At 40.2% G+C, this 13,558-nt stretch carries 10 protein-coding genes; 7 read left to right on the top strand and 3 right to left on the bottom strand.

Annotated elements, in window-relative coordinates; genetic code table 11:
• The first annotated feature begins 30 nt into the window (after nucleotides 1-30).
• The 5 genes from ACNQGS_RS07085 to ACNQGS_RS07065 all read left to right on the top strand — a co-directional run bounded on the left by ACNQGS_RS07085 (nucleotide 31) and on the right by ACNQGS_RS07065 (nucleotide 8,238).
• Complete coding sequence (locus ACNQGS_RS07085) at nucleotides 31-738, top strand: tetratricopeptide repeat protein (RefSeq protein ID WP_491486722.1); 708 nt, start codon at nucleotides 31-33, stop codon at nucleotides 736-738.
• Nucleotides 735-1,706: a 6-bladed beta-propeller gene (locus tag ACNQGS_RS07080; RefSeq protein ID WP_491486721.1), complete on the top strand. Its 972-nt coding sequence runs from the start codon at nucleotides 735-737 to the stop codon at nucleotides 1,704-1,706. The genes ACNQGS_RS07085 and ACNQGS_RS07080 overlap by 4 nt, the downstream gene beginning before the upstream one ends.
• A 161-nt stretch (nucleotides 1,707-1,867) precedes the next feature.
• Nucleotides 1,868-3,478: a cytochrome c3 family protein gene (locus ACNQGS_RS07075; RefSeq protein ID WP_491486720.1), complete on the top strand. Its 1,611-nt coding sequence runs from the start codon at nucleotides 1,868-1,870 to the stop codon at nucleotides 3,476-3,478.
• Nucleotides 3,479-3,816: 338 nt separating this feature from the next.
• Nucleotides 3,817-5,925: a multiheme c-type cytochrome gene (locus ACNQGS_RS07070; RefSeq protein WP_491486719.1), complete on the top strand. Its 2,109-nt coding sequence runs from the start codon at nucleotides 3,817-3,819 to the stop codon at nucleotides 5,923-5,925.
• A gap of 363 nt (nucleotides 5,926-6,288) precedes the next feature.
• Nucleotides 6,289-8,238, top strand: a complete 1,950-nt coding sequence (locus ACNQGS_RS07065; protein ID WP_491486718.1) for a cytochrome c3 family protein — start codon at nucleotides 6,289-6,291, stop codon at nucleotides 8,236-8,238.
• 100 nt (nucleotides 8,239-8,338) lie between these two features.
• On the opposite strand, the gene ACNQGS_RS07060 is transcribed toward ACNQGS_RS07065, so the two are convergent.
• On the bottom strand, nucleotides 8,339-10,261 hold the full coding sequence (locus ACNQGS_RS07060) for an SEC-C metal-binding domain-containing protein (protein ID WP_491486717.1): 1,923 nt from the start codon (nucleotides 10,259-10,261) through the stop codon (nucleotides 8,339-8,341).
• 6 nt (nucleotides 10,262-10,267) lie between these two features.
• Entirely contained in the window at nucleotides 10,268-10,675 is a 408-nt protein-coding gene (locus tag ACNQGS_RS07055) for a UPF0158 family protein (RefSeq protein WP_491486716.1), read from the bottom strand.
• 225 nt (nucleotides 10,676-10,900) lie between these two features.
• Between ACNQGS_RS07055 and prfB the strand changes: the two genes are divergently transcribed.
• A protein-coding gene (gene prfB, locus ACNQGS_RS07050) for a peptide chain release factor 2 (protein WP_464491568.1) occupies nucleotides 10,901-12,002 on the top strand; the annotation gives its coding sequence in 2 pieces (ribosomal slippage) (nucleotides 10,901-10,972 and nucleotides 10,974-12,002; 1,101 coding nt in all).
• Between the two features lie 136 nt (nucleotides 12,003-12,138).
• On the opposite strand, the gene ACNQGS_RS07045 is transcribed toward prfB, so the two are convergent.
• On the bottom strand, nucleotides 12,139-12,435 hold the full coding sequence (locus ACNQGS_RS07045; RefSeq protein ID WP_491486715.1) for a hypothetical protein: 297 nt from the start codon (nucleotides 12,433-12,435) through the stop codon (nucleotides 12,139-12,141).
• A gap of 232 nt (nucleotides 12,436-12,667) precedes the next feature.
• Between ACNQGS_RS07045 and ACNQGS_RS07040 the strand changes: the two genes are divergently transcribed.
• Nucleotides 12,668-13,534, top strand: coding sequence for a YitT family protein (locus tag ACNQGS_RS07040; protein WP_423799659.1), 867 nt, complete (start codon nucleotides 12,668-12,670; stop codon nucleotides 13,532-13,534).
• Nucleotides 13,535-13,558 lie beyond the last annotated feature (24 nt).

The following is a 13,558-nucleotide window of genomic DNA, read 5'->3' as shown; positions in this document are numbered from 1 at the left end:
AAACGAATAAATTCCGAGAGGGGATTTAAGATGGAAACAGAAAGAGAGCCTCAAGAGCAAGATGAGGGAAGAACAGCCAAGAAAAAGCCGAAAACTTTTTCGAAAAAAACTAGTATCCTACTATTATTGTTAACCTTAGTCTTTTCTGTAGGAACAGGTTATGCTCTCGGTCACTTTTATTTTTGGAATGACATTGATATGAAACGAGTGAATGAGCAGCTTGCTTTCTACAAAGAAGAAGTAAGAAAAGACCCGACCAACCTGCAAAACCGAATTGTATTAGGTTATACCTATTACTTAAAAGGTGATAACGACGAGGCAATCAAACAGTATGATTATGTTTTGGAGCAAGACAAAAACTATTATGATGCCCATTACAACATGGGGTTAGTTTACGTGAAAGAAGAGCGTTATAATGAGGCGCTGATTGCGTTTGAAAAGTGCGTTAAAATTGCGCCGAAAGACTTTAAAGGCTACGTGCAAATGGGGATCGCCTATCGGGGATTGAAAGAGTACGATAAGGCAACAAAGGCTTTAGAACAAGCTAACAAGATGGCGCCGACCAATGCCGATATCATTTATCAAATTGGTATGGTCGCTGAAGCACAAGGTCAGTATGATGATGCCATTGCTATTTATAAGGATGCACTTCAATACGATCCCTTGTATAAGGATGCAGTGGCTGCACTTGACAGACTTAAAGATAAAGACACAGTGGCTGAAGGTGAAAAACAATGAAAAGACGTAATGTGTATATCGGAATGGCGCTCATTGCTATAACCACAGCAGCAGTTTTTACTTTCCTTTTCTTAAATCAAACAAAGGCTGTCGATACGGGGTTGCTAAAGGTTTTAAATCCAAATGGGGCACCGTCCTACAGTATGTCTCTTACCGGTGACTTTAATAAACCGTTTGAGAAACCGATGGATGTAACCGCAAATGGTTCCTTTACTTATGTATCTGATACAAATAATAAAAGAGTCGTGGCGTTTGATGCCGGCGGCAATTTGCTCTTTGCTTTTGGCGAGGAAGGAACCGGAAAAGGTCAATTTAAATTCCCGTACGGGATTGCAACGGATAATCAAGGAAGGGTATTTGTAGCCGATTTGTATAACGGCAATATCTCCATATTCAATGAAAAGGGAAAATTTATTGATTACTTTGCCGAGAAAACTTTCACAGAAAAAAATATCTCTTCACCAGCGGCCTTAAGAATTATCGATAAGAAGGTATATATGACCGATATTAAAACTAATAAAGCTTATGTTTTGGATATGAACGGTAAGCTACTTCTTGAAGTAGGTAAACCAGGCACTAAAGAGGGTGAGTTTAACGCACCGAACGGCATCACAACTGATGGAGAAGGTAATATTTACGTTGTTGATACCGGTAACCAACGTGTTCAGATTTTCAATAAAGAGGGTAAGTTTGTAAAAATTATTAATGGCAGCACAAATGGGCAAGGGGAATCGATTTTTGTCAACCCGAGAGGAATTGGCGTTGACTCGAGAGGCATCATGTATGTTGTCAGCAACCTGACCCACTTCGTTTATGGCTTTGACAAGGATGGCAAAAAGGTATTTGAAATGGGAGGCATGGGTGAAAACAACGGCCAATTCTCTCTGCCAAACGGATTGTTTATTGACAAAAACGACAATGTTTTTATTACAGATACACTCAACATAAGGGTACAGGTTTTCAACTAACGTTCGTAGGACAAGGAAAAATGCAGTGAATTAGATTTATCACTTTTTCCCTTAACTTGAAAGGGGGCGGTATAGAAAAGATAGAATGAGATTGTTTCTTCAGCGGATATAAAACAATACAGAGAGAGAAAAAAAGAGAGTTATTTTGGGAGGTTTTAAGAATGAGAAAGTTTAGTTTAAGCTTACTCTTTGCACTCATGCTGTTTGGTATGTTTGCTGCAGCTGCATCTGCGCAGGGCGAATTGTATACCCCTAACAACGGCAACATTTCTCCAGGGATAGTTGGGGATAATATTGAAAATGCAAACGATACTGCTGAAGGTGCAGACGTAAATGACGGTTCTACAAAAGGTACTGTAGTAAAAGCCTTAACAGGTCAACACGTGCACACTTCTTATCAAAACAACACAAACTCTTGTGCAAGCTGCCATCAGGTCCATACTGCACAAGGTGATCAATTGCTATTTGCAGACACTGTGTATAACACATGTACTGCATGTCATGATGGTACTTTAGGTTTCTTAAACGTATTCACTGATGGTTCAGCCACTGCTGATACTGCTAAAACAATGGGTGGTGCAGGTACATTCGGCGGAACTCACGGCGCATCTCAGCACATGTCTAACGATAGCCTGCAAATCAGTGCTGCTCCCGGTGGAAATCCAGTATCAACAGACAAAACAAATGGAACTCAATGGGGCGAAAGCTTCAGCTGTGCAAGCTGTCACGCACCGCACGGATCTTACTCTGACCGATTGCTTTCGTACAATCCGAACGGAATTGCTGCAATGCCAGTATCTAAAGGTGGTAACCAATTAGAGAACGTTCCTGTAGTGGATACTTTACCAGCAGTTTCTGCTTCTGCTCCTGCTGTAGTATTATTACGTACTGAAGATGCTACTACTAAAGTAGTAACAGTTGCTCAATACAACAAAGGTACTTCCAGCTATACAAAATCAGAAGCTCCTTGGTTATATGGCTATGACGGCCGTACAGATGGTTTAACTTACTATTCTCGTTTAGTTAAAGCAGAAAAAGGAGATAACCCAGCAACAAAAGATGTAGTTGAAACAGACTCTGATATTATCGCTGCTTACGGTTCAACATCTGGGGTGTATTTCGACTACGAACATGCTCAAGCATATTCTACTTCTACTGCAGGAGCTGATGCTCTAAAAACTGCTGCAAGAGGTTTCATCGCTCGTCCTGTAGTGGTAAAAATGGCTAAAAACGGTTACGACATAATTCAAAGTGCTTACTTTGCAGGTGCTCCTCTTGCTAAGTTTGGGAATGTAACTGAACAAGAAATGAAAGACCTTGGCTACAAAGTAGGAACTGATACAGATAAAACTGTTACAAACGTTGGGGTACAAATGTCCAAATTCTGTGCAGCTTGCCACACTGACTACCTGCAAGCTAACGCTGATGGCAAGAAATCTCACTTCGGTGATGAATATGCTGCCTACCGTCACAGCACTAACAGCGACAGCTACACTTGCGTACGCTGCCACTACGGTCACGGTACAGACGCATATATCATGAAAGATGCTCTTGGACGAACAATCAAAGACCTAGTAGCTGAGGGTGGGAAATTCGCAGGTGATGAGAAAGCAGCTTTAGGTTACATGCAAGATAACAACTCTTCTTCAGCACTTAAGAAGTTCACTAACATGTCTGTATGTTGGGCTTGCCACAACAGCTCACACGCCGAAACAATCAAGAACACTGAGCGTGAAGCTGATCACCCAATCGGAATGCCTAATGGCTATTAATAAAATAAGCTAATAATTAGCTGCAACTAATTATTAGCTCGATAAGAAAGTTTGGATAATAAGGTGTTATGCTTTGGCATAACACCTTATTAATTGTAATTAAATTTTACTAGTTTAGACAACATATTGTCAAAGTTAATACTTTACAATGATTCTTCTAAAGTATTTTTAGAAAAACCTTATTTCTTTAACACAAATCCATATTTTTTACAAAAGATATATGAATTTTTATTGAATTATAGCCCAATCCTCTAGTGCCTTGCCAACCAAGAGAATAAAATATTTGTAGAGGCCTATAATTTGCGCTACATAAATAGCAGAGAAGTGAGGGGTGCTAAATGGGAAGAAGAGGACTCCTGCATAATTTGAAATTCCAAGTATTGGTCATACTTGTTATATGTTTTCAATTTCTAGGATCCCAGCAGATTTCGTTTATATCACATGTCAATAGTGAGGGAGTTGTTGTTCCCCAAATAACCATTACTTCGCCAAAATCAAATGATATTTCCAAAGAAACAACTTTACCTATTTCGGGTATGGTTGAAAATTTCCCAGTAGGAGTGTCTATTGATCTTTACGATAGTACAGAGAAAAAAGAAACAACCAACCAAATAACCGATAATAATTGGAGTATTAGAGTAACATTAACCGAGGGTACCCATACTATTACTGCCAGATCAATCGTAGACGGGGTTGAAATTAGTTCAGACCCTATTAATCTAATAATTGATTCCCTGCCATCTGTTAGCTTTGAAAGACCAATAAACGGAGAAGTTACTAAATTCCGAAGTTTGGCAGGTTCCACTGACCCTATGACTACGGTAAGTCTATGCATTGATTGCACTCAGGATACCGAAGGAGGGGAGGTAACAGGAACCTGGGTCCCTGTTAAGCCGGACAGTACAGGAAGATGGGCGTATGAGGATAACAGTATAATAGATGGGCCCCATGAAGTTTTTGCGAAAGCTATCGATGAAACAGGAAACGAAGGAAATATTAGTAAGGTAGGCTTTACATTGGATACCCAGCGGCCGATTATACTGCCCAATATACTTCCAATGCAAAATTATACCCAAGTACAGTTGGACTCGACTATTAAAGTAAAGATTTCTGACCTAACTCCAATTAATAATAGTAAGGAATTAATTGATAACAGTATCAAGGTTACCAGAAATGGGATTAATGTTGATGGAACAAACTTTTTCAATGACAAAACAAATGAGATCACCTTTACACCATTGAGCGCATTGCTGCCTAGCACAAGATATTATGTTATGGTGAATCCGAATGGAATAGTGGATTCGGCTGGAAATGGTGCTTATCCGAAAGTTTGGTCCTTCACAACGGTTAGTGATGCATCAGCGGGACACCAGAATCCGCATGGAAGCTATGCAGCCAATGCGAAAACTTGTGCAAATTGCCATGGCACTCACAAAGCGCAGGACCCTAATTTGCTGTCAGCCAAAAAGCCTGCGGAACCTGGCCAAAAAGAAGAGATTATCCCAGTAGATACGTATTGTATGGCATGCCATGACGGGACAGTTGCCCCACAACCTGAAAATAGTCAAAAGACACATGTACATACTGCCGCTGTTGGGTTTGATGGTAAGCCAAATGGAAGCTCCTGCTCAACGTGTCACAATCCGCATTCGGAATGGACAGTGGATAATCCAAACTTGGCCCAAGGAGATATTACTTATACCCATAATAATACTCCGGATCCTGACAAACCAACGGGAGAAATTAACAGTAAACTTCAATTATGTGAATCCTGTCATGAAACAGACAGTGCTGAAAGGCTCAGCGACCCTGGAGTAAAATATCGTCTGTTTGAATATAAAAAGTCGAATACGGCATTAGGAATTTACGAAGACTTTCAGCTTTGCCTTCGCTGTCATAATGGAGATTTTCAGAAAAAAGCTGTGAACACCCCTGACATAGCCAGGTATTATAATAATTTAACGGAAGAAACTATAGCGGAGTATGAAAAAACAAATGGTCAATCGTCATTTGCAAACCGCGAAATTTCGGCAGCAGAGAAAAACTTTTCAGGTCATATCATCAAAGCGCAAGATGGAAGTCCTCTTGCGGGTCACATCCCATGTGCTGAGTGTCATGATACACATGGGTCTAACAATGTTGACCAAATAAAAACGCAAATTGGACATGAAAATCCAACAACATTTAATTTAACATCATTTGACCCAAATGCCATTGAAAAATGGGATGCAGGGATGCAGCAAAATTTCTGTATTGCCTGCCATAATGGCTCAACTGCCATATACGGTGTTACAGGTAAAGCGATTTATGATGAAAAGACAGGGCTAGCCATTAATCCTGCAATACCTGATCATAATAAGAAAATTACAGAAACAACAAAACCTTGTTCGGAATGTCACAGTAACAGTAGGTCATTTGTTGAGGCAGCACATGCTCCCAAAAAATAAAAAATCGAGAGAATTCCTCTCGATTTTTTTATTTTTTCCGGTTATCAATATAAATAATATGGCAAATATCATTATATGAAAATGGTGAAAATACCAATAATTCAAAAAGATTACACATTATTTTTAAAATACGTTTGCTATACTTTTTTTAGGACCTTATTACCATATAAATTAGGTCTTTATACATATGGTTAATAAGCGGAAAATAGTGTAAATAGACCTATTGGATAATAGGTCTATTTACACGCTTTCTAATCTGTTTCCAAGGGGAAGGTGATTTTGTAGAAATATTGATTTGGCCATAACGAAAGTGGGTAGAGAGAGGAGAAAGAGAAAATGTCTCGTAAAATGGGGAGTTTTAAGTTGAGACGAAAACCTATTCTGATTATGTTGTTGTTTTTATCCCTTGGATTGTTACTAAGTGCATTCTATGTTTCTGCAGTTGATACTTTTTATAGTAATTACTATCCTGCAAAAGGCTCCAAGATTACACTTTCAAGTCCAAAAATATCTGTTTATGTAAAAAGCTTATATGAATTAGACAGTTCCACAGTAAAAATGCGGTTAAACGGATTGGAAGTCACTCCGACTTTTGTAAATAAAGGTCTTAAAGAAGGAACTATCAGCTTCAATACCTCTAATCTAAAAGACGGGGTCAACACAGTAGCGGTCAGCATTAATGATAAAGGCGGGAATATCCTTAGTGATTCCTGGACATTTACAGTTGCAGAGCCACCTAAGTTTAACGGCATCAATCCTGCTGATAAAAGTGAGCAGTTAACCGCAGACCAATTAACGGCAGTTGTAAGTGACAATCATGCAGTTAATTGGGATACGGTGAAGCTCAAAATAAACAATGTTTATGTTGACACTACCAAGTTGGAAATCAATCGGGAAACAGGACAGATTACCTATAATTATATTTTTCCAAATAACAGTTATACTGCCGTTCTTGAGGCAAAAGATATCTCGGGCAACAGTGGCACCAAGAGTTGGACCTTTACAGCTGACTCGGCTGCACCTAATTTAGTTAACCTCTACTATTTTAAGGATAGCGCTGTCATTACAGATGGGATATTAAAATTTAGCGGGGAGTTAAAGGATCTTGTTGATATTAAAGACAATGTTACTCTGTCTTTGGATGGATCCTCTTTAAAGATAAATTTTAAGTATAAAGGATATTTAGATTATTATGATGAATATATTATTACCTCTAAAAAGCAAGCCTTTATAGATTACGAGGGAACTATCGCAAATGGCAGCCATACATTAACATTGTTTGCAGAAGATACATTAGGCAATGCAGTTACCCGGAACTGGAATTTTACCGTTTCAGTCAAGCCGGTGGTTTCAAATCAGACTCCACTAAAATATGGAGTGGAAGATTTAAAGCCAACTATATCTGCAGTAGTAAAATCACCAAATGGATCGATTAATCCTGATTCTATTCAATTTAAATTAGATGGGCAGCCCGTTGCCTTCCAGTATGATGAAAGTTCAGGCTTAGTTAGTTACACCCCTCCAGCAGCCTTGGAAAATGAAGTTTATCACACTGTTAATGTTGCTGCGTCTGATTTGACAGGTGTTTCAATAGATAAACAGTGGAAATTTTACACCAATACCTACCCAGATATGAAGGATTCAAATATTTCCAACTGTACTTCTTGTCACCAGGCAAATAGCTTTGAGGGAAGCAATGGGGATTTGGAAAATGTTCATATTAAAAAGCTATACTTTAATGGAACACATTCAAACAATCGTTGTGATAACTGTCACAATTATATATCCGTCCCGTCTAACTGCAGTCAGTGCCATGAAGACCTTGATGGGACATTTGCTTACGCGCCACACGGATCTACACCATCGATCAAATATCAGCCAACCAATGTTGATCCAACAATGCCGTTAAGGGTAACGGAGAATCGTGAAGTGAATGACTGTATCCTTTGCCACCAGCCAGGATCACAGGTTAAAGGCTATACAGGATATCAGTCTACACCCACCAGACTTCTAAACAATCACGATATTCCGGAACTTCATAAGGCAAATAATGAACCAGATTGTACAGGATGTCACGCTAAATCACTAACACACGAACATGCACGCGATGGCAGACAAGATGCAAATGGCAACCCGATCACTTGCAATACTTGCCATCAAAGTACGAACCCAGCAGTGGTGCAAGCGATTAAAGATAAAAATACATCTTGTACGTCCTGCCACTCTAGGGATACTGTCCATAAGGACATCCATTCGAAGTGTGCAAACTGTCACTCGAAGGGCAGCTATGAAGATTCACGGCATGCAAATTAATTCACAATCGCAAAAATAGATAAAGGGGCTTTCCAGAAAGTCATATTATTTGGCTTTCTGGTAGCCCCTTTTTAGAATTCCTTTGATTTTGACTTCTTTATCATATCTTTTTCAACCATTCCTTCAGCCCCTCAACCTTCCCCCACAAATGTAAATGCATCGACGCATACACAATAGCTTCGTTCTCATCCCCGAAACCGTAATATTCAGGCGTTTGATTTGGCATCTTCTTTTTGCCGGTTAGGTAATATAACACAAACCTATTACTTTTTTTGGCCTGTTTCACTAATGTTTTTGCTTTTACGGTATAGCCGTTTACAAGTAGCTCTAGCAAAAGCCTATTGTAGATAGTTTCTGTTGTTTCCTCATCAAATTTTTCCAACAGTGCCTCGGCCTTTTCAAATTCTTCTTTTTCCATGTAAGCCACAAACAAGGAAGTACGGACACCCTGATTATCCATTGGGTTCAACCTTAGAAGTTCCTCATAATGCTGGATAGCCTCATCTTTTTTCCCTAGCAGAAAGATTGTCTCAGCATAATTGAACTTTGCCCGCATGTAAGGTCTCGTTTCAATCAGCCCCCAGAAATAACCCTCGTTTTCCTCGAAAAACTGATTGCCGAGATGCTTTTCGCCAACCTGCATGCCATGCCAATATAATTCCGCAGATTCTTCGGGCTTTTGAGCAATATCACCAAGTAAAACAAAGGCATCTACACAATACGGATTAATATTGATTGCTTCTTGGATGAGGTGGAGAACACTAACCCCATCTGCACGCAAGGCCTCAAAAACTAATTCCTGAGCACGGTCTTCATTACGTCTTGAAACCTTCTTGGGCAATTTGTCAGGAATATTTATCGTAAAGGTGGAAGCCTTACTTGGGTTTCCTCTACGCCCCTTTTCATCTTTTCCTTTCGGAAACTTAATGACCTCAGCCTCTTCAAACTGTGGTTCCTCGTCAACCCCGTACACAATATTCATCATTTCGCTTATTTCTTGGCTCAGGACATTTTCCATGTCCGATGAGATGGTGGAAATGGACCTCGCGGACACGCTGTATATCTGCCCAAGCTCCTTTTGTGTGAATACTTTTTCCAGCATCGGCATCATTTTTTGCATTAAATAATGCAGCCCGGCGGCATATAGATTCGGGTTCTGAATCCGCTTTTTTCGCTTCTGGCAATAACTAAACCAAAGCACAATCCCTGCGTCCGCAACTGGCGCAGGTGTGTTGAAATCTTCTGCTTGTGCTTTGAAAAGGTCGGCAACTTCCTTGTAAACCGGGGCGGGCCATTCGATTTCATCCGTTTCGATTAGGCCGCCAACCATCGGCAGTTCACTCAAAACTTCAATAAAAAAATCATCCAAATACTGTTGAGGGGACGGATAGTCGGCGGCGATACTGCTATCCTCGATATAAGAAAAAGCAACCTCAGGTTTTAAATCCGGCAAATCAAATGGCGCTGGGAAAAACGCAAAGTTTTGGCCAAATGGTACCAACATACCCAAAAAGAGAGTGCCTTCCTCAAAGTCAGCCGGCGTACCTGTAATAATTGTCTCAAACTGTTCCCCCGTAAAGCCATCCTCCACTGTCAGCTTGTTGTTTTCAACTTTTAAGACTTTCCCGGCAATCGTTCGACCATTCGTCCATGTTTGAAAAATTTGCTTCAGCTTCGGCCGCTTAATTTTTCCTGCCTCGGCCGCAATAAATTTCTCAATAACTTTTTTTCCGTCATCCAATTCTTCAAAAAGGGAAAACCAGATGGCATGAACCACTTCATAGAATTCCCGTTCTTCTTCATCCTCTAGCTCGAGGCTGCTATACTCCATGAACATTTCAAAATCATCTTCGATTTCCGCCCCAAAATAATTGAACGCAAAATGAATCATTTGCTTCTGCAGCTCGTCGGCTTCACTTTCAAGTAAATGGGTGATGGACACAGCTTCACTTGCGCCGCAGCATTTTTTATACTTTTTTCCGCTCCCGCAAGGACATGGTTCATTCCGGCTTGGTTTCTCCATCTCGCTTTACACCTCTTTTTTCTCTATAAATTCTAACCAGTCTTCCATTTCTTTTTTTGCATACTGATATTCAAAGGCATACCACTCATTTTCAAGCCCCGCTTCTATCAGCCCATCTTTAAATTTTCGAAAAGGCCGATGACTGCTGCTTAACGCTCGAAACAGCGGCTCGCTTTTTTTGTCATCATTAACCTGTGCTGCAAATAGCTCCATTAGCCGAAATGCTTGAAAAGATTCGATGCTTGGAATCTTAACATAACGGTCTATATTTTCCTCATCATCCCAGTCTATTCCTTCTTCGCCGGTAATGAGTGGGTCTCCGTCATAGACAACTTGTTTCGTCCCTAAATCCAGGTAGGACTGTCCGATATTGTTCGTTAAATATGTATCAATTAGTTCATCCAATAAATTCATATTTTACACCTGCTCATATTTAATAGTACCATTTTCGACAGATTCATATAGGAAAATACGAAGGTTTTAGGGGATAATTTCTTGATTATCGCTAAAAATGACTAAAAAAACAAATCACACCTTTTTTTGAACTTTTCCCACTTCTCAAGTTATAATGAACAAGGACTTACAAGCATTTAAGGAATACACTATAATAAACGTTATAACTTTTTAGAGGTGACGAAAATGGAATTAGCGGAAATTCGCAATGAACTTGAAATTACGGCTAAGAAATTAGCGGACTTTAGGGGGTCTCTTTGACCTTGAAAACAAGGAAGCCAGGATTGCAGAGCTAGAGGACGAAATGCTCCACCCCGATTTCTGGAATGATCAAGAAAAGGCCCAGAAAGTAATCAGCGAGGCCAATGGATTGAAGGACCAGGTTCATGAGTTTTATGAACTGCACGAATCATTTGAGAATCTGGAAGTGACCTATGAGCTGGTAAAGGAAGAAAGCGATGTCGAGCTGCAGACCGAACTGGAAGAAGAGCTTCAGCAGTTGACAGACCGGTTAGGTCAATTTGAATTGCAGCTTCTTTTAAGTGAAGAGTACGATAAAAATAATGCCATCCTTGAGCTTCACCCGGGTGCCGGTGGAACAGAGTCACAGGACTGGGGCTCCATGCTGCTAAGAATGTACACAAGGTGGGCCGAGAAAAAGGGCTTTAAGGTAGAAACCCTTGATTATCTTCCGGGTGATGAAGCAGGCATCAAAAGCGTGACCCTCGCTATTAAAGGGCACAATGCCTATGGTTACCTGAAGGCAGAAAAAGGAGTTCACCGCTTGGTAAGGATTTCGCCGTTTGATTCATCAGGCCGGCGGCATACATCTTTTGCATCCTGTGAAGTAATGCCGGAACTAAACAATGATATCGAGGTTGAAATTCGGACAGAGGATTTACGAGTAGATACGTACCGTTCCAGTGGCGCCGGCGGACAGCACGTTAACAAAACAGAATCAGCCATCCGAATTACCCATCTCCCGACCGGCATTGTGGTAAGCTGCCAAACCGAAAGGTCGCAGATTCAAAACCGTGAGCATGCCATGAACATGTTAAGATCTAAACTTTACCAGCGAGAAATTGAAGAGAAGGAAAAGGCGTTGTTGGAAATTCGCGGCGAGCAAAAGGAAATCGGCTGGGGAAGCCAAATTCGCTCTTACGTCTTCCATCCGTATTCCATGGTAAAGGACCATCGTACTAATGCCGAAACTGGTAACGTTCAGGCTGTCATGGATGGAGAATTGGATCAATTTATTAATGCTTACTTACGTTCACGTATTTCATAATAGGAAATAATAATTTTTAAAGCCTTTGTCGACTTAGTTGGCAAAGGCTTTAATTTTGGAAAAATATTTGCGGATCATGGTGGATTTAATGAAGATTAATGAGCGGTCTGATTGATTTATGATTATTTCGTAGAGGTTATTTTTTAGAGCCAGAAATTAATTCAAACATTTTATCATGGCTTTCCAGTTTATCTTCGATACGGCGGAAATGGCTTCTAAATTCCGAAGCGTTGTTTTTTACTGTTTCTTCTAGAGATTGAATTCGATCTTCAATTCTGTCAAAACGAGAGTTCATGAGGCTGAATTGCTGGTTTACTTGATCAAATTGCTGATCTATTTTGGCAAATTGCTGATCTATTTTGGCAAATTGCTGATCTATTTTGGCAAATTGCTGATTCATCTGGTCCATCATTTGTTTTATTAATTGTTCCATCGTGTTCACCTCCTCATTAACAAATTATAACATAATTAGCCCCCAGCATTCGACAAGTACTAAACTCATTTGGGAAATTAGATTTAAAAATTCTTATCTCTAATGAATTCGACGTAAGAAGCAAATGCTAAATAAAAATTTACCCCTTTATCGCGTTAACCTAATGCCATTTACACCATATTTTTCCCATGCTATACTCTCAATCGGAATTTAATAAGAGAGGTATCATTTCATGAATATACTGAGCAATTTAACAAACACTTATCCAAAAACTAGAATCGCCGCCGACTACCTTTTTGTTCTGGTCGGTGCAGCCATTATTGCGATTACATTCAACGTTTTTCTCTTGCCAAACCAAATTGCCTCGGGCGGGGTCAGCGGCATCAGCACTATTTTAAAATCTGTGCTCGGCCTTGAGCCCGCCTACGTCCAATGGGCTTTCAATATTCCATTGTTTATTGCTGGAGTTATGCTGCTTGGAAAACAATTTGGCGTCAAAACACTAGCCGGAACTGTTTTTCTACCTTTTGTAGTTTTTTTAACAAAAGGTTGGGAACCGTGGACTCATGATGCATTGCTTGGTGCCTTGTTCGGCGGGATTGGCGTTGGTCTTGGTCTTGGGATTGTCTTTAGAGGAAATGCATCGACTGGCGGAACAGACCTTGCCGCACAGATCATTAATAAATACACGGGTTTTACTCTAGGTAGATGTGTCGTTATGATTGACGGCCTCATCGTCCTCACAGCGGCCATCGTTTTTGATATTGAAAAAGCCTTGTATGCCTTAATCGGACTGTATGTAACCAGCAAAACCATTGATTTGGTTCAGGTCGGTTTTGGCCGGTCAAAGATGGCGATGATAATTACAAATAAGCAAGAAGAAGTTCGTGCAGGAATTTTGCATAAAATAGACCGTGGTGTGACAAAACTATCTGCATACGGTGGTTTCACCGAGCATGAACGCCCAGTTTTGATGTGTGTGGTGGATCAAACGGAGTTCACAAAATTGAAACAATTGGTCAAAACCCTTGACCCGTCTGCATTTATCGTGGTTATGGATGCTGCAGAGGTGTTAGGGGAGGGTTTCAAACGCCCATAACATTGGTATAATTAATCAGTGATG

It is taken from the genome of Neobacillus sp. PVCKKU3 (assembly GCF_058323225.1).
Note: the sequence above shows the minus strand (reverse complement) of the source record. Positions and strands in the feature narration are given on the sequence as shown.

Bases quoted from the DNA above. Each gene is read 5' to 3' on its own strand.
- ACNQGS_RS07085 (WP_491486722.1), top strand. From the start codon at position 31: ATGGAAACAGAAAGAGAGCCTCAAGAGCAAGATGAGGGAAGAACAGCC.
- ACNQGS_RS07055 (WP_491486716.1), bottom strand. From the start codon at position 10,675: ATGAATTTATTGGATGAACTAATTGATACATATTTAACGAACAATATC.
- ACNQGS_RS07060 (WP_491486717.1), bottom strand. From the start codon at position 10,261: ATGGAGAAACCAAGCCGGAATGAACCATGTCCTTGCGGGAGCGGAAAA.
- ACNQGS_RS07040 (WP_423799659.1), top strand. From the start codon at position 12,668: ATGAATATACTGAGCAATTTAACAAACACTTATCCAAAAACTAGAATC.
- ACNQGS_RS07075 (WP_491486720.1), top strand. From the start codon at position 1,868: ATGAGAAAGTTTAGTTTAAGCTTACTCTTTGCACTCATGCTGTTTGGT.
- ACNQGS_RS07080 (WP_491486721.1), top strand. From the start codon at position 735: ATGAAAAGACGTAATGTGTATATCGGAATGGCGCTCATTGCTATAACC.
- ACNQGS_RS07045 (WP_491486715.1), bottom strand. From the start codon at position 12,435: ATGGAACAATTAATAAAACAAATGATGGACCAGATGAATCAGCAATTT.
- ACNQGS_RS07070 (WP_491486719.1), top strand. From the start codon at position 3,817: ATGGGAAGAAGAGGACTCCTGCATAATTTGAAATTCCAAGTATTGGTC.